This window comes from Kitasatospora sp. NPDC048365, from assembly GCF_043200835.1.
Classification (GTDB): Bacteria; Actinomycetota; Actinomycetes; order Streptomycetales; family Streptomycetaceae; genus Kitasatospora; species Kitasatospora terrestris.
This window is the reverse complement of the sequence record NZ_JBICYJ010000001.1, coordinates 170,989-193,708: the sequence shown is the minus strand read 5'-3', so window position 1 is coordinate 193,708 and position 22,720 is coordinate 170,989. Positions and strand designations below refer to the sequence as shown.

Here is a 22,720-nt window from a genome sequence, read left to right as displayed (position 1 = left end):
AAAGTGCTCCCGGAACGGAACGGGTGATCGCCGTGAGTGATCTGGACCGCACAGTTGCTGTCGTACCGCCCCAGGCGAGCGCTGCCCGCACCGCCACCTCTGACGAAGCGCACCCGAAGGACTCCCACCGGATGAGCCAGCCGACCGACCCGAAGCCCGACCGGCCCGAGGCGTCCGCCTCCGAGCCCGCGGACGACGGGCCGGCGGCGGCCGCCGCGGAGACCGTGCGCTCGACCGTGCCGGCCCAGGGGCAGCGCTCCGGGGCACCGGACCGGGAGGCGGCCCGCGCGCTGTTCGTGCGGCTCTCGCAGCTGCCCGAGGGCTCGCCGGAGCGGGTGGAGATCCGGAACCAGCTGGTGCGGATGCACATCCCGCTGGTCGAGCACCTGGCCCGCCGCTTCCGCAACCGCGGCGAGCCGCTCGACGACCTGACCCAGGTCGCCACCATCGGCCTGATCAAGTCGGTGGACCGCTTCGACCACGAGCGCGGGGTGGAGTTCTCCACGTACGCGACGCCGACCATCGTCGGCGAGATCAAGCGCCACTTCCGGGACAAGGGCTGGGCGGTGCGGGTGCCGCGCCGGCTCCAGGAGCTGCGGCTGTCGCTGACCACGGCGACCAGCGAGCTGTCCCAGCGGCACGGGCGCTCCCCCACGGTGCACGAGCTGGCCGAGCACCTGGGCATCTCGGAGGAGGACGTGCTGGAGGGCCTGGAGTCCGCCAACGCGTACTCCACGCTGTCGCTGGACGTCCCGGACAGCGACGACGAGTCGCCGGCCGTGGCGGACACGCTGGGCGCGACCGACGAGGCGCTGGAGGGCGTCGAGTACCGGGAGTCGCTCAAGCCGCTGCTCGCCCAACTGCCGCCGCGCGAGCAGAAGATCCTGGTGCTGCGCTTCTTCCGCAACATGACCCAGTCGCAGATCGCGGCGGAGGTCGGCATCTCCCAGATGCACGTCTCCCGGCTGCTGGCCAGGACACTGGCCCAGCTCCGCGAGAAGCTCCTCGTCGAGGAGTAGGACACCGAGAACGCGAAGACCCGCCCACGGCCGTGGGCGGGTCTTCGCGTCGTCCGGGGCGGGCCCGCTCAGCCGGCGGTGGTGCCGTAGAGCAGCGCGGTCACCTTGGGGTTCAGCAGCGCGACGATGCCGGCCAGGCCGAGCAGGGCGACCGCGACGCCCGCGGCGGCGCTGACGCCGCCGGCCTGCCACATGTAGTAGGCGACCGGGAGGCAGATCGAGTTGGTGAGCAGCGCCGGCGTGCGCCCCCAGCGGCGCGCCCTGAGCAGGGCGCGCCCCGCCAGCAGGGGGAACAGCCCCATCAGGAGCAGCACCGCCCCGCCCATCTCGGTGCGGCCGAGCGCGGCGGAGTCGCCGAAGAATCCGGCCACCAGGTCGTAGAGGCCCCAGCCGGCCAGCGCGGCGCCCTCCAGGGCGGTGATCGCGGCTCCGACGAGCAGCGGGGTGGGCCGGGCGGGCGCGGGGGCGGTGGTTTCTGCGGTCACTCCAGCAGGGTAACGGCACCCCTTCCGGGACCGACCCGTAGGCTGATCGCCATGCGCGCACTCCTGGTCGTGAACCCGAAGGCCACCACCACCAGCGCCCGGACCCGGGACGTGCTGACGCACGCCCTGCGCAGCGATCTGAAGCTGGACGTGGCCCACACGGAGTACCGCGGCCACGCGCGCGACCTGGCCCGCCAGGCGGCCGAGGAGGGCCAGGTCGACCTGGTGGTGGCCCTGGGCGGCGACGGGACCGTCAACGAGGTCGTGAACGGCCTGCTGGCGCACGGCCCGCACGACCGGGTGCCGCGCCTCGCGGTGGTGCCGGGGGGCTCGACCAACGTGTTCGCCCGCGCGCTGGGCCTGCCGAACCACCCGGTGGAGGCCACCGGTGTGCTGCTGGACGCGCTGGACCGGCGCCGGGAGCGGGCGATCGGCCTGGGCAAGGCGATGACCGAGGGCCTGCCGGACCGCTGGTTCACCTTCACCGCGGGTCTGGGCTTCGACGCCGGGGTGGTGGGCCGGGTGGAGGAGCAGCGCAAGGCGGGGCGCAGGTCAACGCACGCGCTCTACGTGAACCAGGCGCTCCGGCACTTCGTCACGGAGCGTGAACACCGCCGGTCGGGCCCGATCACGCTGGAGATGGCCGGCGAGGAGACGGTGCCGGGCATGGTGCTGGCCATAGTCTCCAACACTTCTCCGTGGACGTTCCTCGGCAACCGCCCGGTGTTCCCTTCGCCCTCCGCCTCCTTCGACACGGATCTGGACGTCTTCGGCATCACTCGAATGACCGCGTTCGGCACGGCTCGAACGGTCCGTCAGATTCTTCGCGCGCAGACCCCCGAGCAGGGCGGTGCGAAGCCCTCCGGGCCCACCGGAAAGCACGTCGTCTCCTATCACGACGTCCGGCACTTCACCTTGGTTTCCCAGGAACCGGCCCCGTTTCAGGTCGACGGGGACCACCTTGGAGACAGGAGTCGCGTCAGTTTCACAGGCGTTCGGCGGGCACTGCGTGTGATTGTGTGACCAGAAGGGGGTCCCGCCCTTCTTCTCGAACGCACAAGCCCCTTCACCCCATAGAAGTACGGCCTGTGAGGTAGGCGACACCGAAGAATCAAAAATTTCTTGCCGAAGGGGGTTGTATCCGCGTCCGAGGTTTGCGAACCTCTACATGGCGATCGGGACAGGCCGCAGCGGGACGGCGGCAGGATCCCTTGATAGCCAGAACCCCACTCAGCACAGACCGCCCGGGCCCGATGGGCCTTAGGTCCCTTTTGCTGTTGCGGGATTCGTGAAAGCGTTCACATTCACAAGCCATCGAGTGTGTCGGCCCGGCCACAGCCCGCCGACCGGAGGAGTTGGACCACCATGGACTGGCGCCACCGCGCTGTCTGCCGCGAAGAGGACCCGGAGCTGTTCTTCCCGATCGGGAACACCGGCCCCGCTCTGCTGCAGATCGAGGAAGCCAAGGCCGTGTGCCGCCGCTGTCCCGTCATGGAGCAGTGCCTGCAGTGGGCGCTGGAGACCGGCCAGGACGCCGGCGTCTGGGGCGGCATGAGCGAGGACGAGCGTCGTGCGATGAAGCGCCGCGCCGCCCGCAACCGGGCCCGCACCGCCTGACGTTCCGTCAGGCAGCAACTGATCGATCCATGATCAAAGGCTTGGCCGCGATGGCCGGCCGAGCCTTCCGACGACGCGAGCCGCCCAGCTACTTGATACTGCTCACTGAGAGCAATATTGTGGACCTGAGGCGCTCACCGTGTGCAACACACGTGGCGGGCGTCGCGCCACCCAGAGCCCCCGTTCCGGCCGACTCCCCCCGACGGCCGGACCGGGTTGAGAGGCCCTGTCGACCCACCCCCCCGGTCGACAGGGCCTCGTTTCTCTTTCCCCCTACTTCACCGGGATCTCCAGCACCACCTTGGTGCCGCCCTCGGGCGCGGCCACCATGTCGAAGGTGCCGCCCAGCTCGCCGGTGGCCAGGGTGCGGACGATCTGCAGCCCGAGGTTGCCGGCCTTCTGCGGGTCGAAGCCCTCGGGCATGCCCTTGCCGTCGTCCTGCACGGTGATCAGCAGGTACTCCTCCGGGCGGGCGCCGCCGTTCCAACTGTCCGACCAGCCCTTGCCGGTGGCCGGGGCCCGGCCGCGCAGCGCGCTGACCTCCAGGTTGCCGGCCGCGCTCGGGCCGAAGGCGTGCTCCAGGGCGTTCTGCAGCAGCTCGGTGAGGATCATCGCCAGCGGGGTGGCCACCTCGGCGGAGAGGATGCCGAAGGAGCCGCTGCGCCGGGTGGCGACCCGGCCGTCCTGGGAGAGCTCCATCACCATGGCGAGCACCCGGTCGGCGATCTCGTCGAAGGCGACCGCCTCGTCCAGGCCCTGCGAGAGGGTCTCGTGTACGATGGCGATCGAGCCGACCCGGCGCACCGCCTCGTCGAGCGCGGCCCGGGCGGAGTCGGAGTCCATCCGGCGGGACTGCAGGCGCAGCAGCGCGGCGACGGTCTGCAGGTTGTTCTTCACCCGGTGGTGGATCTCCCGGATGGTGGCGTCCTTGGTCATCAGCTCGCGGTCGCGGCGGCGCAGCTCGGTGACGTCGCGGCAGAGCACCAGCGAGCCGGTGGGGGTGCCCTTGGGCTTGAGCGGGATGGTGCGCAGGGTGACGACGCCGCCCTGGGCCTCCACCTCGGTCTGCCGGGGCGCCCAGCCGGAGGCCATCTTGACCAGGCCCTCGTGCACGGCCGCCCGGCTGGGCGGCACCAACTCGGCGGTGGTCCGGCCGAGGTGGCTGCCCACCAGGTCGGAGGTGAGGCCGATCCGGTGGTAGGCGGAGAGCGCGTTGGGGCTGGCGTAGGTGACCACGCCGTCGGCGTCCAGGCGGATCAGGCCGTCGCCGACCCGGGGGGCGGCGTCCATGTCGGTCTGCTCGGCGCCGGGGTAGGGGAAGGTACCGGCGGCGATCATCTGGGCCAGGTCGGAGGCGGACTGCAGGTAGGTGAGCTCCAGCCGGCTGGGGGTGCGGACGGTGAGCAGGTTGGTGTTGCGGGCGATCACGCCGAGCACCTTGCCCTCGCGCCGGACCGGGATGGACTCGACCCGGACCGGCACCTCCTCGCGCCACTCCGGGTCGCCCTCGCGGACGATCCGTCCCTCGTCGTAGGCGGCGTCCAGCAGCGGCCGGCGGCCGCGCGGGACCAGGTGGCCGACCATGTCGTCCTGGTACGAGGTGGGGCCGGTGTTGGGCCGCATCTGGGCGACCGAGACGTACCGGATGCCGTCCCAGGTGGGGATCCACAGCACCAGGTCGGCGAAGGAGAGGTCGGAGAGCAGCTGCCACTCCGACACCAGGAGGTGGAGCCACTCCACGTCGGCACCGGTGAGGGTGGTGTGGCGGCGGACGAGTTCGTTCAACGAGGGCACACCGTGACTGTAACGCCGCACGGGTCGGCCCACGTTGTCCAGACCAATTGGAGCGCGGCTCTGGACAACCCAGATTGGTCTAGTCCACAATGAAGATGCACCAAGGAGCCGCCCACCGCGCACACTGCCCTGACCGCGCGAGGCAGCTCCGAGGTCGGTGGTCCAGCGCCCGAGGGTCCCGCACAACTCTCGGCCGGAACGGGCTGCCGACGACAGCTCCGGGCTGCGGTGCCGCACGGGTTGAGGGTCCTGTGTCGGCGCCGTGGCCCGTAGTGTTTCCCCGTCCGCGCTCCCGGCGCGGGGGGACGCAGAACCCCCCGGCCGCTCGGCGCAGTCGGGGGGTTCTCCGCGTTCCGGCGTCAGTGGGTCTCGGTGACCTTGGCCAGCGCGCGCGGCGCGTCCGGGTCCTGCCCGCGGGCGATGGTGACCTCGTACGCGAGCAGCTGCAGCGGCAGGATCTCCAGGATCGGCTGCACCTCCTCGGGCACCCCGGCGGGGAGCGCGAAGCCGGCGGAGGCGGCGTCCACCTGCTCCTGCTGGCCGACCACCACCAGGTCCGCGCCGCGGCCGCGCAGGCGGTCCAGCACCGGCTGGAGGGCCTCGCCGCCCTTGCCCTCCGGGACGATCGCGATCACCGGCGAGACGTTGTCGACCATGGCCAGCGGGCCGTGCAGCAGGTCGGCGCCGGAGAACGGGGTGGCCGGGATGTAGGTGGTCTCCATCAGCTTCAGCGCCGCCTCGCGGGCGGTCGGGTAGCCGTAGCCGCGCGAGGTGATCACCAGGCGCTGCGCGAAGCGGTAGCGCTCGGCCAGCGCCTTGACCTCGGCCTGGCGGGCCAGCACGCCGGCGGCCAGCTCCGGCAGGTCCTTGGCGGCCGTGCCGTCGCCGCCGCGCAGGCCCTCGACGAAGAGGTACAGGGCGAGCAGCTCGGCCGTGTAGGTCTTGGTGGCGGGCAGCGCCTTCTCCGGGCCGGCCAGCACGTCGATGTGGAACTCGGAGACCTCGGCCAGCGGGGAGCCGGCGTTGTTGGTCACCGCGAGGGTGATCGCCCCGGCCTCGCGGGCGGCCTTGGTGGAGGCCACCAGGTCGGGCGAGCCGCCGGACTGGCTGACGGTGATCACCAGGCAGTCGCGGAGGTCCGGCTTGGCTCCGTACGCGGTGGTGGTGGACATCGAGGTGAGGCCGGCCGGCTTGCCGAGCAGGACCTCGATCAGGTACTTCGCGTACAGCGCGGCGTTGTCCGAGGTGCCGCGCGCGGTCAGCAGGACGAAGCGCGGGTTGCGGGCCGCGATCCCGGCCGCGATCTCGCGGATCTTCGGGGCGCCCTCGTCGAGGATGCGCCGGAGGACGGCCGGTTGCTCGGCCATCTCCGCCGCCATACAGCGGCCCGGGACGCGGGGGTCGGGGAGGGTGTGCGGGTCGGACATCGGGGTGTGCCTCCGTGAAGACGGTCTTCCCCGGCGGGCGGCTGCCCGTCGGGGACCTTCCTACGGCGGCGAGTCCGCACACTCGCTGCTGGGTTGTCCGGACCGATTCTACGTGCGCCCCGGTCGCCGCGCCCCGGCCGGCCGGGGCGTCACGACGGGTTGTTGATCAGCTGGTCGATCCTGGCGTCGGCCTCCTTGGTGGCCTCGTCGACCGACTTGCCCTTGAGGATGTCGTTGAGCATGGTCACCAGGACGTTCTGCTTCTCGATCGCGCCCCAGCCCGGCGCCAGCGGGGTGAACCAGGCGTCCGGCACCGCGTTGGCCGCGGCGGCGGTGGTGGCCTTGTCCTTCAGCGGCGCCAGCTGGGTGAGGTTGTTGGGCAGGGTGTCCTTGTTGACCAGGACCTGCTGGGACTTGGTCGAGGTGAACATCCGGATCCACTCGGCGGCGAGCGCCGCGGACTGCGACTTCGCGGTGATCGCGAGGTCGGAGCCGCCGATGAAGGAGGGCAGCGGCTTGCCGTTCGGGCCGGGCATGCCGACGACCTTGAGCGAGTCCTTGAGCTTGGGCTCGCCGGAGATCGGCGCGATGGCGGTGGAGATCTCCCAGCCGTTGCCGTAGATCATGGCGGCCTTCTGCCGGCCGAGCACGGTGGCCTGGTTGGCCTCGTTCACCTTCCAGTCGCCCTTGTTGTACTTCTTCACCAGGTCGACGAAGTGCTGGATGCCCTGCTGGGACTTGGGGTCGTGCAGGGTGCCGTGCCAGCGGCCGCCGTTGTCGAAGCGGGCGATGGCGCCGTCGTAGGCGGCGACGTAGGACATCGCGGCGTACCAGTACGGGCCGGGCAGGTAGACCGGGGAGAACCCGGCGTTGCCCTTGTTCTTCGACTGCAGCTTGTCCAGCGTGGACAGCAGGTCTTCCTCGGTCGTGGGGAATTCGGGGCTGCCGGTCGCGTCCTGGAACATCTGCGCGTTGTAGATGCCGACCCGGGCGCCCGCGTAGTAGGGGACGCAGTAGAGCTTGTCCTGGTAGCTGCAGGTGTTGACCAGGCCCTTGATCCACGCGTCGGAGTTGTCGAAGGACGTGCGGTCCACCGGGGCGAGCGCGCCGCTGAGGATGTACTTCATGGTCTCGGTGTTGCCGAGCTCGACCACGTCCGGGGCGTTGCCGTCCTTGAGGGCCGCGTCCAGGTTGTTGATCTTGTCGGCCCAGGTCTGGTAGCTGAGCTTGAGCTGGACCTTGGGGTACTTGGCGGCGAACTCGTCGTTGACCTGCTGCACGAGCTCGGGCCAGCTGGTCTGGGCCTCGTTCATCAGCCACACGGTCACGGTGCCGGTCATCGCCTTGGGATCGGGCGCGCTGCCCGCCCCCTTCTCCGACGGGCTCCCGGACCCGCAACCCGTGGCGGTGGCCAGCAGGGCAGCGGTGGCGAGCGCGGCGAATACCTGACGCTTCACGCAATCCTCCGGAAAATCATGGGGGTCTGCGCTGTGGTACAGACCAGATCCACGGATCCTGGCCTAGACCACTATCTGCGTCAACGCAGCTCGGGGCTCAAGTCGCCCTTGTTGCAAACCTGTTGTGCACCCCGACCTGGCCATGTCAGACCAGGCGCTTCAGGTCTCTTTAAGGTCACGTTGAGGTTGGCTTGAGGGGGGAGTCTTTGTCCGGACAAAAGGTGATCCGGACCCCTACTTGGTCCAGTCCAACTACGACGGAGTCAAGCGTTGATAACGGCTTGTGCAACCGCTCTTTGAACCCTTGACGCCTCTCATTGGTCCATGCCAATCTCCAGGCGTTGGTCTAAACCAATGGTCTACTCCACCTGAATCGGTGACGTTCCCCCCACAGGCACAACGCAGCTCGCAGGCCTCGGCCCCGCAGCCCGGTGCCCTACCTTGCTCATCCCTCTGGAGGATGGTTTGAACCGCAAGATCGCAGCCGTGGCCGCCATTGCCACCGTGCTCGTTGCCTCGGCTTGCTCCTCGTCCGGCACCTCCGGCGACAGCAAGGCCGCGACGCTCAGCACCGACGGCAAGGGCAAGAAGATCACCGTCTGGCTGATGGACGACGCCCAGAAGGGCTGGCCGGGCGTGGTCGAGGCCGCCAAGGCCGAGTTCAAGGAGAAGACCGGCGCCGACGTCGACATCCAGTGGCAGACCTGGACCAACTACACCACCAAGCTCGACACCGCGCTGCTCTCCGGCAACGCCCCCGACATGCTCGAGGTCGGCAACACCCAGGCCGCCAAGTACATCGAGGCCGGCTCCTTCGTCGACCTGACCGGCGTCAAGGGCCAGTTCGAGAACTCGGACAAGTGGCTGGACTCGCTGGCCGCCTCCGGCCAGTCCGGTGACGGCACCAAGACCTACGCCGTGCCGTACTACGCCGGTGCCCGCGTCCTGATCTACCGCAAGGACCTCTTCGAGGCCGCGGGCGTCAAGGAGGCCCCGAAGACCCTCGGCGAGCTGAAGGACGCGCTCACCAAGGTCAAGGCCGCCAACGCCTCGACCCCGAACTTCTCCGCCCTGTACCTCCCGGGCCAGAACTGGTACACCGCCGCCTCCTTCGGCGCCGGCACCTTCGGTGTCAAGGGCATCGTCGCCAAGAAGGACGGCGACAAGTGGACCGGCACCCTGACCGACCCGAAGTTCATCGAGGGCGTCAAGGCCTGGAACGACCTGCAGAAGGAGTTCTCGGTCGGTGGCACCACCACCGACGAGGCCACCCAGGACGCGCTGATGGCCAAGGGCAACATCGCCGCCATCGTCGGCGCCGGCTGGGAGGTCGGCTCGGTCACCGACCCCAAGGCGGGCGACCCCTCGCTGAAGGACAAGCTGGCCACCATCGCCCTCCCGGGTGCGGCCGCCGGCTCCACCACCCCGGCCTTCCTCGGTGGCTCCGACCTGGCCGTCCCGGCCAAGGCCGCCAACGCCGGCCTGGGCGCGACCTTCATGCAGATCTACACCAACACCAAGCAGCAGACCGAGCTCGCGAAGTTCGCGATCCCGAACGCGAAGAACCTGGTCGCCGCGTACAAGGCCGCCTCCCCGGCCAACAAGGCCACCGGTGACGCCGCCGAGGGTGCGACCTGGTTCATCCCGAACTCGCCGCTGTGGTCCGGTGCCGACGAGACCGCGCTGAAGAACGCCTTCGGTGCGATCGCCGCCGGTGGCGACCCGGCCGCCGAGCTCAAGAAGGTCCAGGACACCGTGGTGAAGGACCTCAACGGCTGACACGGCTGAGCTGAGCTGAAGCAGAGGGGTGGGCAGTTCGCGAATGACGCGGACTGCCCACCCGTGCGCCAGGACCGAACCAGTTCCGCGGGCCTTGGAAGGACCCTGATGAGTGTGACCACCGACGAGACCGTTATCCGGTCCGAGGCCGCCGGGCCCGCCCCGGCCGAGAAGCCGCAGCGCCGCGGATTCTTCGCAGCGGGCCTCCACATCCCCTACGCCATGATCCTGCCGGCCGTGATCGCCATGGTGGGCATGCTGGCGTACCCGCTGTACAGGCTCTTCGACCTGTCCTTCCAGAACGTCAACCGCTACGCCTACCTGGTCAACCCGGCGCTCGCGAAGTACATCGGCTTCGACGGCTACACCAAGGTGCTCGGCGACAGCGAGTTCTGGGACGTCGTGCTCCGCTCGATCTACTTCACGGTCGAGCTGGTCGCCGCCTCGATGGTGCTGGGCATGCTCTTCGCCCTGCTGCTCAACCGGGTCTCGCCCTGGGTCCGGATCGTCTGCATCACCGTGATGATGTTCGTCTGGGCCATCCCCGCCCTGGTCACCGGCACCGTCTTCCGCTGGCTGTTCGCCTCGAACGGCGGCGTCGTCGACTACCTGTGGTTCCTGGTCACCGGGGACGAGTCGGTCAAGCACTACGACTGGTTCGCCGACCCGACCGTCGGCCTCTACGTGGTCGGCGGCGCGGTCATCGTCTGGGGCGCGCTGCCCTTCCTGGTGATCGGCCTGTACGCCGCGCTCACCCAGGTCCCGAAGGAGCTGATGGAGGCCGCCAAGCTGGACGGCGCCAACGCCTTCCAGGCCTTCCGCCACGTGACCGTCCCGGTCATCAAGCCCTTCCTGATGATCAGCACCGCGCTCAGCTTCATCTGGGACTTCCAGGTCTTCGCGCAGATCTTCTCGCTGCGCAACACCTCCCCCGAGCCGGGCTACTGGACGATCGGCACCTTCCTCTACGAGAAGGGCATCGTCGCCTCCAAGTACAGCGACAGCTCGGTGATCTCGATCGCCATGATCCTCCTCATGCTGGCGGTGCTGGTGTTCTACATCCGCCAGATGCTCAAGATCGGAGCCCAGGACCGATGACCGTCGTCGCCCACAAGCCCGCGCCGGCCGTCGCCGACGCCCCCAAGGTCAAGGCCAAGGCCCGCGCCACCGGTCGGAGCTCCGCCGCCACCTGGATCTGGAACCTGCTCGGCCTCGGTTTCGCCCTGGTGATGGCCTTCCCGATCTACTGGATGATCATCACCACGTTCAAGACGAACAAGGACCTGATCGCCCAGGACCCGACGTTCTGGCCCAGCTCCTTCTCGTTCGAGAGCTACAAGACCGTCCTCAACGACACCGAGTTCTGGCCGTCGCTGCAGAACACCCTGTTCATCACGCTCGGCGCGGTGGCCATGGGCCTGATCGTCGGCTTCCTCGCCGCGATCGGGGTGGCCCGCTTCAACTTCCGCGGCCGCAGCTTCTTCATCGTCACCATGCTGGTGGTCCAGATGGTGCCCCTGCTCGCGCTGATCGTCCCGCTGTACGTGGTGATGAACAACGCCGGCATGACCGGCACGCTGGTCGGCGTGATGCTGGCCTACCTGGTCTTCACCGTCCCGTACGTGGTCTGGACGCTGCGCTCGTTCATCGTGAACATCCCGGCCGAGCTGGACGAGGCCGCCATGGTCGACGGCTGCACCCAGTGGGGCGCCTTCTTCCGGATCATCCTGCCGCTCACCCTGCCCGGCCTGATCACCACCGGCGTCTACAGCTGGATCCAGGCCTGGAACGAGTTCATCGTCGCCAACACCCTGCTCGCCACCGGCGGCCAGAAGACGGCGATGGCCTGGCTGACCTTCTACGCCACCACCCCCACCCGTGGCGCGGACTACGGCGCGCAGATGGCCGGCGCGCTGCTGGTGTCGCTGCCCGTGATCGTCCTCTTCGTGTTCTTCCAGAAGAAGGTGTCGGCCGGCCTCACCGCCGGTGCGGTCAAGGGCTAGAACCCTTCCTCACGCCCACACCGCACACCTCCAGCACCCCACCACCAGGGAAGGAACCATGGCGATGCCCGGTTCGGAAAGCGTCGAACTCCTCCACGACGCCGGCGCGGTCCTGCAGCCCGGCTTCGCCGGACAGACCGCACCCGACTGGCTGCGCCGCAGACTGGGCTCGGGAGAGCTCGGCGGAGTCGCCCTGTTCGGTCGCAACATCCACACCCCGCAGCAGGTCGCCCGGCTCACCTCCGAGCTGTACGCGCTCAACGGCGACCTGCTGATCGCCACCGACGAGGAGGGCGGCGACGTCACCCGGCTGGAGGTGACCAGCGGCTCCTCGTACCCGGGCAACCACGCGCTCGGTGAGGTCGACGACACCGACCTCACCGAGCGGGTCGCCCGCTCGATCGGCTTCGACCTCTCCAGCGTCGGCGTGAACCTCAACTACGCGCCCGACGCGGACGTCAACTCCAACCCGGACAACCCGGTGATCGGCGTCCGGTCCTTCGGCGGCGACGGCGAACTCGCCGCCCGCCACACCGCCGCGTACGTCCGCGGCCTGCAGTCGGCCGGCGTCGCCGCCTGCGCCAAGCACTTCCCCGGCCACGGCGACACCGCCGGCGACTCGCACCTGGGCCTGCCCCGGATCGACCTCTCGCCCGAGCAGTTCGCCGAGCACCTGCTGCCCTTCAAGGCCGCCATCGCCGCCGGCGTGAAGTCGATCATGACGGCGCACATCCTCTTCCCCGCGTACGACCCCGAGCTGCCCGCCACCATGTCCCGGCGGATCCTCACCGGGCTGCTGCGCGAGGAGCTCGGCTTCGAGGGCCTGATCGTCACCGACGGTATCGAGATGGGCGCCATCTCCGGCACCCACGGCGTCGCGGCCGGCTCGGTACGGGCCATCGCGGCCGGCGCCGACACCATCTGCGTCGGCGGCGGGCTCCAGGACGAGGAGGCCTTCGTCTACCTGCGCGACGCCCTGGTCTGGGCGGTCCGCGAGGGCCGGCTGTCCGCCGAACGGCTGCACGAGGCCGCCGAGCGCAACCGCGCCGTCGCCCGCTGGTCGGCCGCCGTCCGGCAGGCCCAGGTCGGCGCGCACGGCGAGGTCGGCATCGGTCTCACCGCCGCCCGCCGGGCCCTGCGCGTGCACGGCGAGCTGCGCCCGCTCAGCGGCGTCCCGCACGTGGTCGAGTTCTCCCCCGGCGCCAACATCGCGGTCGGCGACGAGACCCCCTGGGGCGTGGCCGCGCCGCTCGCCGAGCTCGTCCCCGGCACCACCGTGACCCGGGTCGGCGCCCCCGCCACCCGCATGGAGGGCTCCGGCCTGCTGCACGTCGCGGTCGCCGCCGACGACGCCGAGGTCGACACCGCCCCGGTGCTCGGCGCCGCCGTGGGCCGGCCGCTGGTCGTGGTCGTCCGCGACATCCACCGGCACACCTGGATGAAGCGCGCCGCGCTCGCCGTCACCGAGGCCCGCCCCGACGCGGTCGTCGTCGAACTGGGCACCGGGCACGGCGTCACCGAGCTGTTCTCCGCCCGCGACGTCACCGTGCTCGCCACCCGCGGCGGCTCCCGGGTCTGCGGCATCGCCGCCGCCGAGGCCCTCGCCGGCCTCGCCGTCAGCCCGGCCAACGCGGGCTGAGAACACCGTCGTGCATGCGGGAGCTCCCCGGTGGGCGCTCCCGCATGCAACCATGTGCTGTTACATAGACATCAGGAGCCTTTGAGGCTGCCTTAAGAGGAGTGAGAGCTGCCATGAGTGGCGAACGGGAATCGGCACTCGCCGAGAACACCACGGTGCCGACGCAGTCGGGCCCCGCCACGAGTGCGGCCACGCGCGTCCCCAAGTACTACGGGCTCAAGCGCCACCTGCTGCAGCTCACCGAGACCCAGCCGGCCGGCACCCCGGTCCCGCCGGAGCGGGCGCTCGCCGCCCAGTTCGACACCTCCCGCACCACGGTCCGCCAGGCCCTGCAGGAGCTGGTCGTCGAGGGCCGGCTGGAGCGCATCCAGGGCAAGGGCACCTTCGTCGCCAAGCCCAAGGTCGCCCAGGCCCTGCAGCTCACCTCCTACACCGAGGACATGCGGGCCCAGGGCCTGGAGCCCACCTCCCGGCTGATCGAGATCGGCTACATCAGCGCCGACGACCGGCTCGCCCCGCTCCTCGACATCAAGACCGGCGGCCGCGTCCTGCGGATCGAGCGCCTGCGCCTGGCCAACGGCGACCCGATGGCCATCGAGGTGGCGCACCTGTCCGCGAAGCGCTTCCCCGCGCTCCGGCGCAACCTGCTGAAGCACAACTCGCTCTACACCGCCCTGCGCGAGGTCTACGGCGTCACCGTGGCCGAGGCGGAGGAGACCATCGAGACCACCCTCGCCAACCCGCGCGAGGCCGGCCTCCTCGGCTCCGACCTGGGCCTGCCGATGCTCCAGCTCTCCCGCCACTCCTTCGACGCCGAGGGCGCCCCCGTCGAGTGGGTCCGCTCGATCTACCGCGGCGACCGCTACAAGTTCATCACCCGCCTCCAGCGCCCGGAATAGGCCTCCCGGCCGGCCTTCCCCCTCCGGGGAGGGCGAGGAGACAAAACCCCTCCCCTCTCCCCTCCCCGGCGGAAGCACGCAGCATCACCCGCCTCCAGCGCCCGGAACAGGCCTCCCGGCCCAGCCCGAGTGGTCACTCGAAGGTGCCGGAGTGGGTCCGATATTCGGAAACTTCGGTGGAACGTAGTGACACGCGTCACTTCGTGCTCTAAATTCCGGCTGACTTCCGATCACCAGAGGTGCTGCTCGGCGGGCGCACAGTAATGTGCGCTGCGGCGCCGACGAGGTGAGACCACTTCAGCCGGAGCCGCTTACATGTCGTCAGAAACGAACCTCCCGGCGGTCACACCCGCCCGGGTCCTGGCCGGGCTGTGCCTGGCCGTGCCGATCGTCGCCATGCTCTGGGTCGCGTCGTACACCAAGGCCGATCCGGAGCTCGGCGGGATGCCGTTCTTCTACTGGTACCAGCTGGCGTGGGTGCCGGTGTCGGCCGTGTTCACGGTCGGTGCGTACCTGCTGATCAACCGCGACGAGAAGGCCCGCAAGGCCGTCCGCGGGGGTGACGCGCTGTGAAGGACGTCAACTGGGTCGCACTGACCGTCTTCCTGCTCTTCTTCGTCCTGGTCACCGTGATGGGCTTCCTGGCCTCGCGCTGGCGCAAGGCGGACGACGCCCTGCACCTGGACGAGTGGGGTCTGGGCGGCCGCAGCTTCGGCACCTGGATCACCTGGTTCCTGCTCGGCGGCGACCTGTACACCGCGTACACGTTCATCGCCGTCCCGGCGGCGATCTACGCGACCGGCGCGGCCGGCTTCTTCGCGGTGCCGTACACGATCATCGCCTACCCGCTGGTCTTCCTGTTCCTGCCGCGGCTGTGGTCGGTCTCCCGGGTGCACGGCTACGTGACCCCGGCGGACTTCGTCCGGGGCCGGTACGGCTCGAAGGCGCTGTCGCTGGTGGTGGCGCTGACCGGGATCCTGGCGACGATGCCGTACATCGCGCTGCAGCTGGTCGGCATCCAGGCGGTGCTGGACGTGCTGGGCGTGGGCGGCAGCGGCAACTGGTTCATGAAGGACCTGCCGCTGTTCCTGGCGTTCGGCGTGCTGGCGGCGTACACGTACTCCTCGGGCCTGCGGGCGCCGGCGCTGATCGCGTTCGTCAAGGACACCCTGATCTACGTGGTGATCATCGTCGCGGTGATCTACATCCCGATGCGCCTGGGCGGCTACGGCCACATCTTCGACTCGGCGGCGCAGAAGTTCTCCACGGTGAACCCGGCGACCGGCAAGCCGATCGGTTCGCTGATCCTCGGCGAGAAGGCGCACTGGACGTACGCGACGCTGGCGTTCGGTTCGGCGCTGGCGCTGTTCATGTACCCGCACTCGGTGACCGGCGTGCTGGCGTCGAAGTCGCGGAACACGGTCCGCCGCAACATGGCGATCATGCCGGCGTACTCGCTGATGCTGGGCCTGCTGGCGCTGCTGGGCTTCATGGCGATCGCGGCGGGCGTGGGCAAGGGCGTGAAGGGCTACAACAACCAGCTGGCGGTGCCGCAGCTGTTCGAGAACATGTTCCCGGACTGGTTCACCGGTGTGGCGTTCGCGGCGATCGGCATCGGCGCGCTGGTGCCGGCCGCGATCATGTCGATCGCGGCGGCCAACCTGTTCACCCGCAACGTGTACAAGGAGTTCCTGAACCCGGCGGCGACCCCGGCGGACGAGACCAAGGTGGCCAAGGTCGCCTCGCTGCTGGTGAAGGTCGGCGCGCTGGTCTTCGTGCTGCTGATGGACAAGCAGGCCGCGATCAACCTGCAGCTGCTGGGCGGCCTGTGGATCCTGCAGACCGCCGTCTCGATCGTGGCGGGCCTGTTCACCCGGTGGTTCCACCGCTGGGCCCTGCTGGCCGGCTGGGCGGTCGGCATGGCGTACGGCACCTGGAAGGCGTACGGGATCTCCTCGCCGGCCACCAAGCACTTCGGCGGCAACTCGGCCGAGATCCCGGTGATCGGGCAGATCGGCTACATCGGCCTGACCGCGTTCGTGCTCAACGTGCTGGTGGCCGTCGCGCTGACGCTGGTGCTGAAGGCCGTGAAGGCCCCCGAGGGGCTCGACGAGACCGCCACCGCGGACTACAGCGCGGACGCCGGCGACGAGGCCCTGAAGGACGCTCCGCAGCCCGCTGCGGCGCACTGAGTCACCCGGGGCGCGCGGCCGAGCGCCGTGCGCCCTGTGATCGCGCCGTCACTCCGGTCAACACTGGAGTGACGGCGCGATCATTTGTTATGACGAGAACGGGGAGTCGCGGCCATGGCAGACGTCACCACCATCTCCAACGGGCACCGCACGCACCGGGGCGGCGCCCTGCTGCCCTCGGTGCTCATCGCCACCCGGCACGGCGAGTCCGTGGCCAACGTCGAATTCCGGAACGCGGAGGCGTCCGGCGCCCTGACCGTCCCGATCGGGAGCAGAGACGCCGACATCCCGCTCTCGATGCACGGCCAGGCCCAGGCCCAGGCACTCGGCCGCTGGTGGGCCGCCCTGCCGCCGGCCGACCGGCCGCGCTCGGTCTGGTGCTCCCCGTACGTGCGCACCACCGAGACCGCCCGGATCGCACTCGCCCAGGCCTCCGGGCTCGGCGCGGTGCCGGTGGCGCTGCCGGTCCGCTACGACGAGCGGCTGCGCGACCGGGAGCTCGGGGTGCTGGAGATGCTGACCAAGGCGGCGATCGAGAAGGAGCACCCGGCGGAGGCGGCGCGGCGCCGCAAGATGGGCGAGCTGTACTACCGGCCGCCGGGCGGGGAGTCCTGGCTGGACGTGGCGCTGCGGGTGCGCAGCGTGCTGCGGGACGTCTGCGAGGAGGAGGCCGGCCGGCCGGTCCTGCTGGTCGCGCACGACTGCACCGTGCTGATGCTGCGGCACGTCCTCGACCGCCTCTCCGAGCCCGACCTGCTGGCCCTGCCGCCGGTCGCCAACTGCTCCACCAGCCTCTGGCGCCCGCAGGCCGGCCGCCTCCTCCCCGACGGCTGGAACGGCACCGGTCACCTCTGAGCGCTCGCGCGGACGCGCTCAGACGCCCGCGAAGGCCCTCCGGTAGGCCTGCGGGGTGGTGCCGAGGCGGCGGCCGAAGTGGTGGCGGAGCGTGGCGGCGTTGCCGAAGCCGCTGCGGGTGGCGATCGCGTCGATCGGCTCGGCGGTGGACTCCAGCAGCCGCTGGGCGTGCAGGATGCGCTGCCCGGTGAGCCAGCGGTGCGGGGTGGTGCCGGTCTCCTGCTGGAAGCGGCGGGCGAAGGTGCGCGGCGACATGTGGGCGAGGGCGGCCAGCCGGTCGACGGTGGTCTCCTCGTCGAGGTGCCGGCGCATCCATTCGAGCACCGGGCCGAGCGACTCGCCGTCCGCCTCGGGCAGCGGCCGGTTGATGAACTGGGCCTGGCCGCCGTCCCGGTGCGGAGCGACCACCATCCGCCGGGCGATGCCGCGGGCGACCTCGGCGCCCTGCACCTTGCGGACCAGGTGCAGGCAGGCGTCGATCCCGGCGGCCGTGCCGGCGGAGGTGATCACCGGGTCGTCGTCGACGTAGAGCACGTCGGGCTCGACGGTGGTGAGCGGGAAGCGCCGGGCCATGGTCTCGGCGTGCTTCCAGTGGGTGGTGGAGCGCCGGCCGTCGAGCAGCCCGGCGGCGCCGAGCAGGAAGCTGCCGCTGCAGATGGAGAGCAGGTACGCGCCGCGGTCGTGGGCCGCGCGCAGCGCCTCCAGCAGCGGCTCCGGGTAGCTGTCGCGGACCCCGGTGGCGGTGGCGACGACCAGGTCGGCCTGCGCGATCCGCTCGGGGCCGTGCGGGACGTCGACGGTGAAGCCGGCGTGGGTGCGCATCGGGCCGGGCCGGTCGCCGACCAGGGCGAAGTCGTAGACCGGCAGGCCCTCCTCGCCGCGGTCGAGGCCGAAGACCTCGCAGGCGACCCCGAGCTCGAAGGGGTGGACCTCTTCCAGGACCACGGCGACGACGTTCTTCAGCATGGCTCCAGGATGCCGTTGGCAGGATCTTTCGGCAAGCGTGCGTTTCTGCCACTCGCGAGGCGGTCGGCGCGCCGGGAGAGTGGAGGCATGACCTCAGCGCTCGCCCTGATGGGCATCATCGGCTTCTTCGGACTGCTCGGCGCCCTGGTCGGCCGCGACCTGGAGCGCACCGGCCGGCACGGGCGGGACAACTGGCACCGCCCGGGCGGCTACCCGGTGGACCCGGCCCTCCCCGACCGGCTGCACGGCCCTTCCGGCAGACTGTCCGGATGGACACCGTCATCCGCCGCGCCCGCCCCGAGGACCTCGTCGCCGCAGGTGACGTCACCGTCGAGGCGTTCGTCGGCGACGGCCACACCCCTGCGGACGGCGACTACGTCCGGCTCCTCCGGGACACCGGCCGGCGCAGCGCGGAGGCCGAGCTCCTCGTCGCGGTCGACGCCGCGGACGGGAGAGTGCTCGGCTGCGTGACCTTCGCGGTCGGCGGCACCGAGTGGGCCGACATCGCCCGGCCCGAGGAGGGCGAGATCCGGATGCTCGCGGTCGGCGCGGCCGCCCGCGGGCGCGGGGTCGGCGAGGCGCTGGTGCGGGCGGCGATGGACCGCAGCCGCGAGCTGGGGCTGGCCGGGATGGCGTTCTCCACCCGGCCCGCGATGACCGCCGCGCACCGCCTGTACGAGCGCCTGGGCTTCGTCCGGACCCCTTCCCGGGACTGGGAGCCGCGCCCCGGAATCGACCTCCTGGTGTACGCGTTGGCCTTCTGACGGGTCGTAGGGTGGCTCCGCGCGACCGCACGGACACCGCACGGACACGACACGCCGCCACTACATCTGGGGCTTCCAGCTCCGCACGCCACTACATGTATGCTCACTCTCGCTGTCGAACGCAGGGGAACCCGGTGCGAGTCCGGGACTGCCCCGCAACGGTGAGCGGGCTCGGCGTACCCCGGCCCGCACAGTCCGAGGACCTGCCGACGGTGTGCACACGGCTTCCCCGCAGACGCCTCGGTGCACAGCTGTGCCGTCCGGGCCTCGTGGGCGGGCCGGGGGTGGATCTTCGCGCGCTTGAAGCGTTTCGGCGCGCTCTCCTCCCCTGCCTGTGCGCGCGTCCGGGCTCGTACCGTCCGCTGCCGCCACAGGAGAGAGTGCGCCTTGACCGTCGCTGCCTCAGTCACCCTGCCCGCCCAGGGATCCGCCGACGCCTTCACCGACCCCGGTGCGGCGCTGCTTCGGCTGCTCACCGACCGCAGCACCGACCTCCCCCAGGTGGACCCCGGCCACGTCGCCGCCGCCGCGCTGCGCGGCCGCCACGCCGGTTCGGACTTCGCCGAGCTGCGCGGGCTGGCCGTGGAGGCCGCCGCGTCGATGATCGCCGAGGACCCCCAGTACTCGAAGCTCGCGGCCCGCCTGCTCGCCCTGGAGATCCAGGACGAGGCGGTCTCCCAGGGTGCCGTCTCCTTCGCCGCCTCGATCGCCGTCGGCCACGCCGAGGGCCTGATCGGCGACGTCACCGCGGCCTTCGTCGCGAAGCACGCGGACGTCTTCGACGCGCTCGTCGACCTGCAGGGCGACGACCGCTTCGAGTACTTCGGCCTGCGCACCGTGCAGTCCCGGTACCTGCTGCGCCACCCGATCACCCGCAAGGTGGTCGAGACCCCGCAGCACTTCCTGCTCCGCGTGGCGGCGGGCCTGGCGGTCGGCGACACCGAGCAGTCGGTCGCCGAGGTGGCCGAGCTCTACACCCTGATGAGCCGCCTGGAGTACCTGACCAGCTCCCCGACGCTGTTCAACTCCGGCACCAAGCACCCGCAGATGTCCTCCTGCTACCTGCTGGACTCGCCGCTGGACAACCTGGACTCGATCTACAACCGCTACGCGCAGATCGCCCGGCTGTCCAAGCACGCCGGCGGCATCGGCCTGTCCTACTCCCGGATCCGCTCGCGCGGTTCGCTGATCCGCGGCACCAACGGCCAGTCCAACGGCATCGTGCCGTTCCTGCGCACCCTGGACGCCTCGGTCGCCGCCGTCAACCAGGGCGGCCGCCGCAAGGGCGCGGCCTGTGTCTACCTGGAGACCTGGCACGCGGACATCGAGGAGTTCCTGGAGCTGCGCGACAACACCGGCGAGGAGGCCCGCCGGACCCACAACCTCAACCTGGCGCACTGGATCCCGGACGAGTTCATGCGCCGGGTCAACGCCGACCAGGAGTGGTCGCTGTTCTCCCCCGCCGACGTCCCCGAGCTGGTCGACCTGTGGGGCGCCGACTTCGACGAGGCGTACCGCAAGGCCGAGCAGGCCGGCAAGGCCGTCCGCACCATCCCGGCGCAGACCCTGTACGCCCGGATGATGCGCACCCTGGCGCAGACCGGCAACGGCTGGATGACCTTCAAGGACGCCTCCAACCGGGCCGCCAACCAGACCGCGCTGCCGGGCCGCACGGTGCACTCCTCCAACCTGTGCACCGAGATCCTGGAGGTCACCGACGACTCCGAGACCGCGGTCTGCAACCTCGGCTCGGTCAACCTCGGTGCCCACGTCGCCGCCGGCGCCACCGCCGCCGACCTGGTGAACGCGATGGACTGGGACCGCCTGGACGCCACCGTGCGCACCGCGGTGACCTTCCTCGACCGGGTCATCGACATCAACTTCTACCCGACCACCGAGGCCGGCACCTCCAACTCCCGCTGGCGCCCGGTGGGCCTGGGCGTGATGGGCCTGCAGGACGTCTTCTTCCAGCTGCGGATCGACTTCGACTCCGCCGAGGCGAAGACCCTCTCCACGCTGATCTCCGAGCGCATCATGCTCACCGCCTACGAGCGCTCCGCGGACCTGGCCGAGCAGTTCGGCCGCCACGAGGCGTACGGCGAGACCCGCGCCGCCCGCGGCGAGCTGCACATCGACCACTTCCCGACCGCCGCCCCGCAGTGGGCCGGTCGCTGGGACGCGCTGCGCGCCCGGATCGCCACCACCGGCCTGCGCAACTCGCTGCTGCTGGCGATCGCGCCGACCGCGACCATCGCCTCGATCGCCGGCGTCTACGAGTGCATCGAGCCGCAGGTCTCCAACCTGTTCAAGCGCGAGACGCTGTCCGGCGAGTTCCTCCAGGTCAACCCGTACCTGGTGCGCGAGCTCAAGGAGCTCGGCGTCTGGGACCAGCAGACCCGGGACGCGCTGCGCGACGCCAACGGCTCCGTCCAGGAGCTGAACTGGCTGCCGCAGGAGGTCCGCTCGCTGTACCGCACGGCGTGGGAGCTGCCCCAGCGCGCGCTGATCGACCTGGCCGCGGCCCGGATGCCGTACATCGACCAGAGCCAGTCGCTGAACCTCTTCATGGCGGCGCCGACCATCGGCAAGCTCAGCTCGATGTACGCCTACGCGTGGAAGGTCGGTCTGAAGACCACCTACTACCTGCGCTCGCGCCCGGCCACCCGGATCGCCCAGGCTGCCTCCGGCGCCGCCCGCACCGCCGCGCCGCAGCCCGTGAACACCCCGACCCTCTCCCAGGAGGAGCAGGACGCCATCGCCTGCTCCCTGGAGAACCCCGAGTCCTGCGAGGCCTGCCAGTAATGAGCACCGAGAACCGCAAGATGCTGCTCGACCCGGGCTTCGAGCTGACCCTCCGTCCGATGCGCTACCCGTCGTTCTACGACCGGTACCGGGACGCGATCAAGAACACCTGGACCGTCGAGGAGGTGGACCTGCACTCCGACGTCGCCGACCTCGCCAAGCTCAGCGAGGGCGAGCGGCACATGATCGGCCGGCTGGTCGCCTTCTTCGCGACCGGTGACTCGATCGTCGCCAACAACGTGGTGCTGAGCCTCTACAAGCACATCAACTCCCCGGAGGCGCGGCTGTACCTGTCGCGCCAGCTGTTCGAGGAGGCCGTGCACGTCCAGTTCTACCTGACGCTGCTCGACACCTACCTGCCCGACCCGGAGGACCGCAACGCGGCCTTCGCCGCGGTGGAGAACATCCCCTCCATCCACCAGAAGGCGCAGTTCTGCTTCAAGTACATGAACGCGGTCGACCACATCGACTCGCTGCAGACCAAGGAGGACCGCCGCGCGTTCCTCCTGAACCTGATCTGCTTCGCGGCCTGCGTCGAGGGCCTGTTCTTCTACGGCGCCTTCGCGTACGTGTACTGGTTCCGCAGCCGCGGCCTGCTGCACGGCCTGGCCACCGGCACCAACTGGGTGTTCCGTGACGAGTCCATGCACATGGACTTCGCGTTCTCGGTGGTGGACACCGTCCGCGAGGAGGAGCCCGACCTCTTCGACGACCAGATGGCCAAGCAGGTCACCGAGATGCTGGAGGAGGCCGTCGAGGCCGAGCTCCAGTTCGCCCGCGACCTGTGCGGCGAGGGCCTGCCCGGCATGAACACCGAGTCGATGCGCGAGTACCTGCAGGCGGTGGCCGACCAGCGCCTGGCCCGCCTCGGCCTGCCGATCCGCTACGGCTCGAGCAACCCCTTCGGGTTCATGGAGCTGCAGAACGTCCAGGAGCTGACCAACTTCTTCGAGCGCCGGGTCTCCGCGTACCAGGTCGCCGTCGAGGGCTCGGTCTCCTTCGACGACGACTTCTAGGCCGGA

The 22,720-nt window shown here is 70.4% G+C and carries 19 protein-coding genes and 1 riboswitch; of the genes, 14 read left to right on the top strand and 5 right to left on the bottom strand.

What is annotated here, in order from left to right:
• Positions 1 to 32: 32 nt before the first annotated feature.
• Positions 33 to 1,019 carry an RNA polymerase sigma factor SigF gene (locus ACGFX4_RS00885; protein ID WP_393069080.1) on the top strand — a complete coding sequence of 329 codons (987 nt, stop codon included), beginning with the start codon at positions 33 to 35 and terminating at the stop codon, positions 1,017 to 1,019.
• A gap of 68 nt (positions 1,020 to 1,087) precedes the next feature.
• Here ACGFX4_RS00885 and ACGFX4_RS00880 read toward each other — a convergent pair whose 3' ends face one another.
• Complete coding sequence (locus ACGFX4_RS00880; RefSeq protein WP_393069079.1) at positions 1,088 to 1,504, bottom strand: hypothetical protein; 417 nt, start codon at positions 1,502 to 1,504, stop codon at positions 1,088 to 1,090.
• A 51-nt stretch (positions 1,505 to 1,555) separates the two neighbouring features.
• Between ACGFX4_RS00880 and ACGFX4_RS00875 the strand changes: the two genes are divergently transcribed.
• A complete protein-coding gene (locus ACGFX4_RS00875) occupies positions 1,556 to 2,527 on the top strand; it encodes a diacylglycerol/lipid kinase family protein (protein WP_393069077.1) in 972 nt (323 codons plus the stop codon).
• A gap of 342 nt (positions 2,528 to 2,869) precedes the next feature.
• Positions 2,870 to 3,121 (top strand): WhiB family transcriptional regulator, encoded by a 252-nt coding sequence (locus tag ACGFX4_RS00870; RefSeq protein WP_014138019.1) that lies wholly within the window; start codon positions 2,870 to 2,872, stop codon positions 3,119 to 3,121.
• Positions 3,122 to 3,394: 273 nt separating this feature from the next.
• Here ACGFX4_RS00870 and ACGFX4_RS00865 read toward each other — a convergent pair whose 3' ends face one another.
• The 3 genes from ACGFX4_RS00865 to ACGFX4_RS00855 all read right to left on the bottom strand — a co-directional run bounded on the left by ACGFX4_RS00865 (position 3,395) and on the right by ACGFX4_RS00855 (position 7,799).
• A complete protein-coding gene (locus tag ACGFX4_RS00865; RefSeq protein ID WP_393069076.1) occupies positions 3,395 to 4,915 on the bottom strand; it encodes a sensor histidine kinase in 1,521 nt (506 codons plus the stop codon).
• 359 nt (positions 4,916 to 5,274) lie between these two features.
• Complete coding sequence (locus ACGFX4_RS00860) at positions 5,275 to 6,342, bottom strand: SIS domain-containing protein (RefSeq protein ID WP_393069074.1); 1,068 nt, start codon at positions 6,340 to 6,342, stop codon at positions 5,275 to 5,277.
• Positions 6,343 to 6,491: 149 nt separating this feature from the next.
• The gene (locus tag ACGFX4_RS00855) at positions 6,492 to 7,799 is read right to left on the bottom strand and encodes an extracellular solute-binding protein (RefSeq protein WP_393069072.1); all 1,308 of its coding nucleotides are present in this window, start codon (positions 7,797 to 7,799) and stop codon (positions 6,492 to 6,494) included.
• A gap of 465 nt (positions 7,800 to 8,264) precedes the next feature.
• Between ACGFX4_RS00855 and ACGFX4_RS00850 the strand changes: the two genes are divergently transcribed.
• The 8 genes from ACGFX4_RS00850 to ACGFX4_RS00815 all read left to right on the top strand — a co-directional run bounded on the left by ACGFX4_RS00850 (position 8,265) and on the right by ACGFX4_RS00815 (position 17,166).
• Complete coding sequence (locus tag ACGFX4_RS00850) at positions 8,265 to 9,578, top strand: extracellular solute-binding protein (RefSeq protein ID WP_393069070.1); 1,314 nt, start codon at positions 8,265 to 8,267, stop codon at positions 9,576 to 9,578.
• A gap of 108 nt (positions 9,579 to 9,686) precedes the next feature.
• Positions 9,687 to 10,676, top strand: a complete 990-nt coding sequence (locus ACGFX4_RS00845; RefSeq protein WP_393069068.1) for a carbohydrate ABC transporter permease — start codon at positions 9,687 to 9,689, stop codon at positions 10,674 to 10,676.
• A complete protein-coding gene (locus tag ACGFX4_RS00840) occupies positions 10,673 to 11,581 on the top strand; it encodes a carbohydrate ABC transporter permease (protein WP_393069066.1) in 909 nt (302 codons plus the stop codon). The genes ACGFX4_RS00845 and ACGFX4_RS00840 overlap by 4 nt, the downstream gene beginning before the upstream one ends.
• A 64-nt stretch (positions 11,582 to 11,645) precedes the next feature.
• Positions 11,646 to 13,220 (top strand): glycoside hydrolase family 3 protein, encoded by a 1,575-nt coding sequence (locus ACGFX4_RS00835; RefSeq protein WP_393069065.1) that lies wholly within the window; start codon positions 11,646 to 11,648, stop codon positions 13,218 to 13,220.
• Positions 13,221 to 13,333: 113 nt separating this feature from the next.
• Positions 13,334 to 14,119 (top strand): GntR family transcriptional regulator, encoded by a 786-nt coding sequence (locus ACGFX4_RS00830; protein WP_345698917.1) that lies wholly within the window; start codon positions 13,334 to 13,336, stop codon positions 14,117 to 14,119.
• Positions 14,120 to 14,434: 315 nt separating this feature from the next.
• On the top strand, positions 14,435 to 14,692 hold the full coding sequence (locus tag ACGFX4_RS00825) for a DUF3311 domain-containing protein (protein WP_393069063.1): 258 nt from the start codon (positions 14,435 to 14,437) through the stop codon (positions 14,690 to 14,692).
• Positions 14,689 to 16,311: a monocarboxylate uptake permease MctP gene (gene mctP, locus ACGFX4_RS00820; RefSeq protein ID WP_393069061.1), complete on the top strand. Its 1,623-nt coding sequence runs from the start codon at positions 14,689 to 14,691 to the stop codon at positions 16,309 to 16,311. The genes ACGFX4_RS00825 and mctP overlap by 4 nt, the downstream gene beginning before the upstream one ends.
• Before the next feature lie 114 nt (positions 16,312 to 16,425).
• Positions 16,426 to 17,166 (top strand): histidine phosphatase family protein, encoded by a 741-nt coding sequence (locus ACGFX4_RS00815; RefSeq protein ID WP_393069059.1) that lies wholly within the window; start codon positions 16,426 to 16,428, stop codon positions 17,164 to 17,166.
• 18 nt (positions 17,167 to 17,184) lie between these two features.
• Here the strand turns inward: ACGFX4_RS00815 and ACGFX4_RS00810 are convergent, their stop codons facing one another.
• Positions 17,185 to 18,132, bottom strand: a complete 948-nt coding sequence (locus ACGFX4_RS00810; protein ID WP_393069058.1) for a helix-turn-helix domain-containing protein — start codon at positions 18,130 to 18,132, stop codon at positions 17,185 to 17,187.
• Between the two features lie 269 nt (positions 18,133 to 18,401).
• Here ACGFX4_RS00810 and ACGFX4_RS00805 point away from each other — a divergent pair, with 269 nt between their 5' ends.
• The 3 genes from ACGFX4_RS00805 (at position 18,402) to ACGFX4_RS00795 (ending at position 22,714) form a co-directional block, all read left to right on the top strand.
• Complete coding sequence (locus ACGFX4_RS00805; protein WP_393069056.1) at positions 18,402 to 18,896, top strand: GNAT family N-acetyltransferase; 495 nt, start codon at positions 18,402 to 18,404, stop codon at positions 18,894 to 18,896.
• 82 nt (positions 18,897 to 18,978) lie between these two features.
• Positions 18,979 to 19,122, top strand: a riboswitch (cobalamin riboswitch).
• 161 nt (positions 19,123 to 19,283) lie between these two features.
• The gene (locus tag ACGFX4_RS00800) at positions 19,284 to 21,698 is read left to right on the top strand and encodes a ribonucleoside-diphosphate reductase subunit alpha (RefSeq protein WP_393069053.1); all 2,415 of its coding nucleotides are present in this window, start codon (positions 19,284 to 19,286) and stop codon (positions 21,696 to 21,698) included.
• Positions 21,698 to 22,714 carry a ribonucleotide-diphosphate reductase subunit beta gene (locus ACGFX4_RS00795; RefSeq protein ID WP_393069051.1) on the top strand — a complete coding sequence of 339 codons (1,017 nt, stop codon included), beginning with the start codon at positions 21,698 to 21,700 and terminating at the stop codon, positions 22,712 to 22,714. The genes ACGFX4_RS00800 and ACGFX4_RS00795 overlap by 1 nt, the downstream gene beginning before the upstream one ends.
• Positions 22,715 to 22,720 lie beyond the last annotated feature (6 nt).

Excerpts from the sequence above, each read along its gene's own strand:
- ACGFX4_RS00875 (WP_393069077.1), top strand. The coding sequence starts at position 1,556 with ATGCGCGCACTCCTGGTCGTGAACCCGAAGGCCACCACCACCAGCGCC.
- ACGFX4_RS00870 (WP_014138019.1), top strand. The coding sequence starts at position 2,870 with ATGGACTGGCGCCACCGCGCTGTCTGCCGCGAAGAGGACCCGGAGCTG.
- ACGFX4_RS00860 (WP_393069074.1), bottom strand. The coding sequence starts at position 6,342 with ATGTCCGACCCGCACACCCTCCCCGACCCCCGCGTCCCGGGCCGCTGT.
- ACGFX4_RS00845 (WP_393069068.1), top strand. The coding sequence starts at position 9,687 with ATGAGTGTGACCACCGACGAGACCGTTATCCGGTCCGAGGCCGCCGGG.
- ACGFX4_RS00840 (WP_393069066.1), top strand. The coding sequence starts at position 10,673 with ATGACCGTCGTCGCCCACAAGCCCGCGCCGGCCGTCGCCGACGCCCCC.
- ACGFX4_RS00835 (WP_393069065.1), top strand. The coding sequence starts at position 11,646 with ATGCCCGGTTCGGAAAGCGTCGAACTCCTCCACGACGCCGGCGCGGTC.
- ACGFX4_RS00830 (WP_345698917.1), top strand. The coding sequence starts at position 13,334 with ATGAGTGGCGAACGGGAATCGGCACTCGCCGAGAACACCACGGTGCCG.
- ACGFX4_RS00825 (WP_393069063.1), top strand. The coding sequence starts at position 14,435 with ATGTCGTCAGAAACGAACCTCCCGGCGGTCACACCCGCCCGGGTCCTG.
- ACGFX4_RS00815 (WP_393069059.1), top strand. The coding sequence starts at position 16,426 with ATGGCAGACGTCACCACCATCTCCAACGGGCACCGCACGCACCGGGGC.
- ACGFX4_RS00810 (WP_393069058.1), bottom strand. The coding sequence starts at position 18,132 with ATGCTGAAGAACGTCGTCGCCGTGGTCCTGGAAGAGGTCCACCCCTTC.
- ACGFX4_RS00805 (WP_393069056.1), top strand. The coding sequence starts at position 18,402 with ATGGACACCGTCATCCGCCGCGCCCGCCCCGAGGACCTCGTCGCCGCA.
- ACGFX4_RS00795 (WP_393069051.1), top strand. The coding sequence starts at position 21,698 with ATGAGCACCGAGAACCGCAAGATGCTGCTCGACCCGGGCTTCGAGCTG.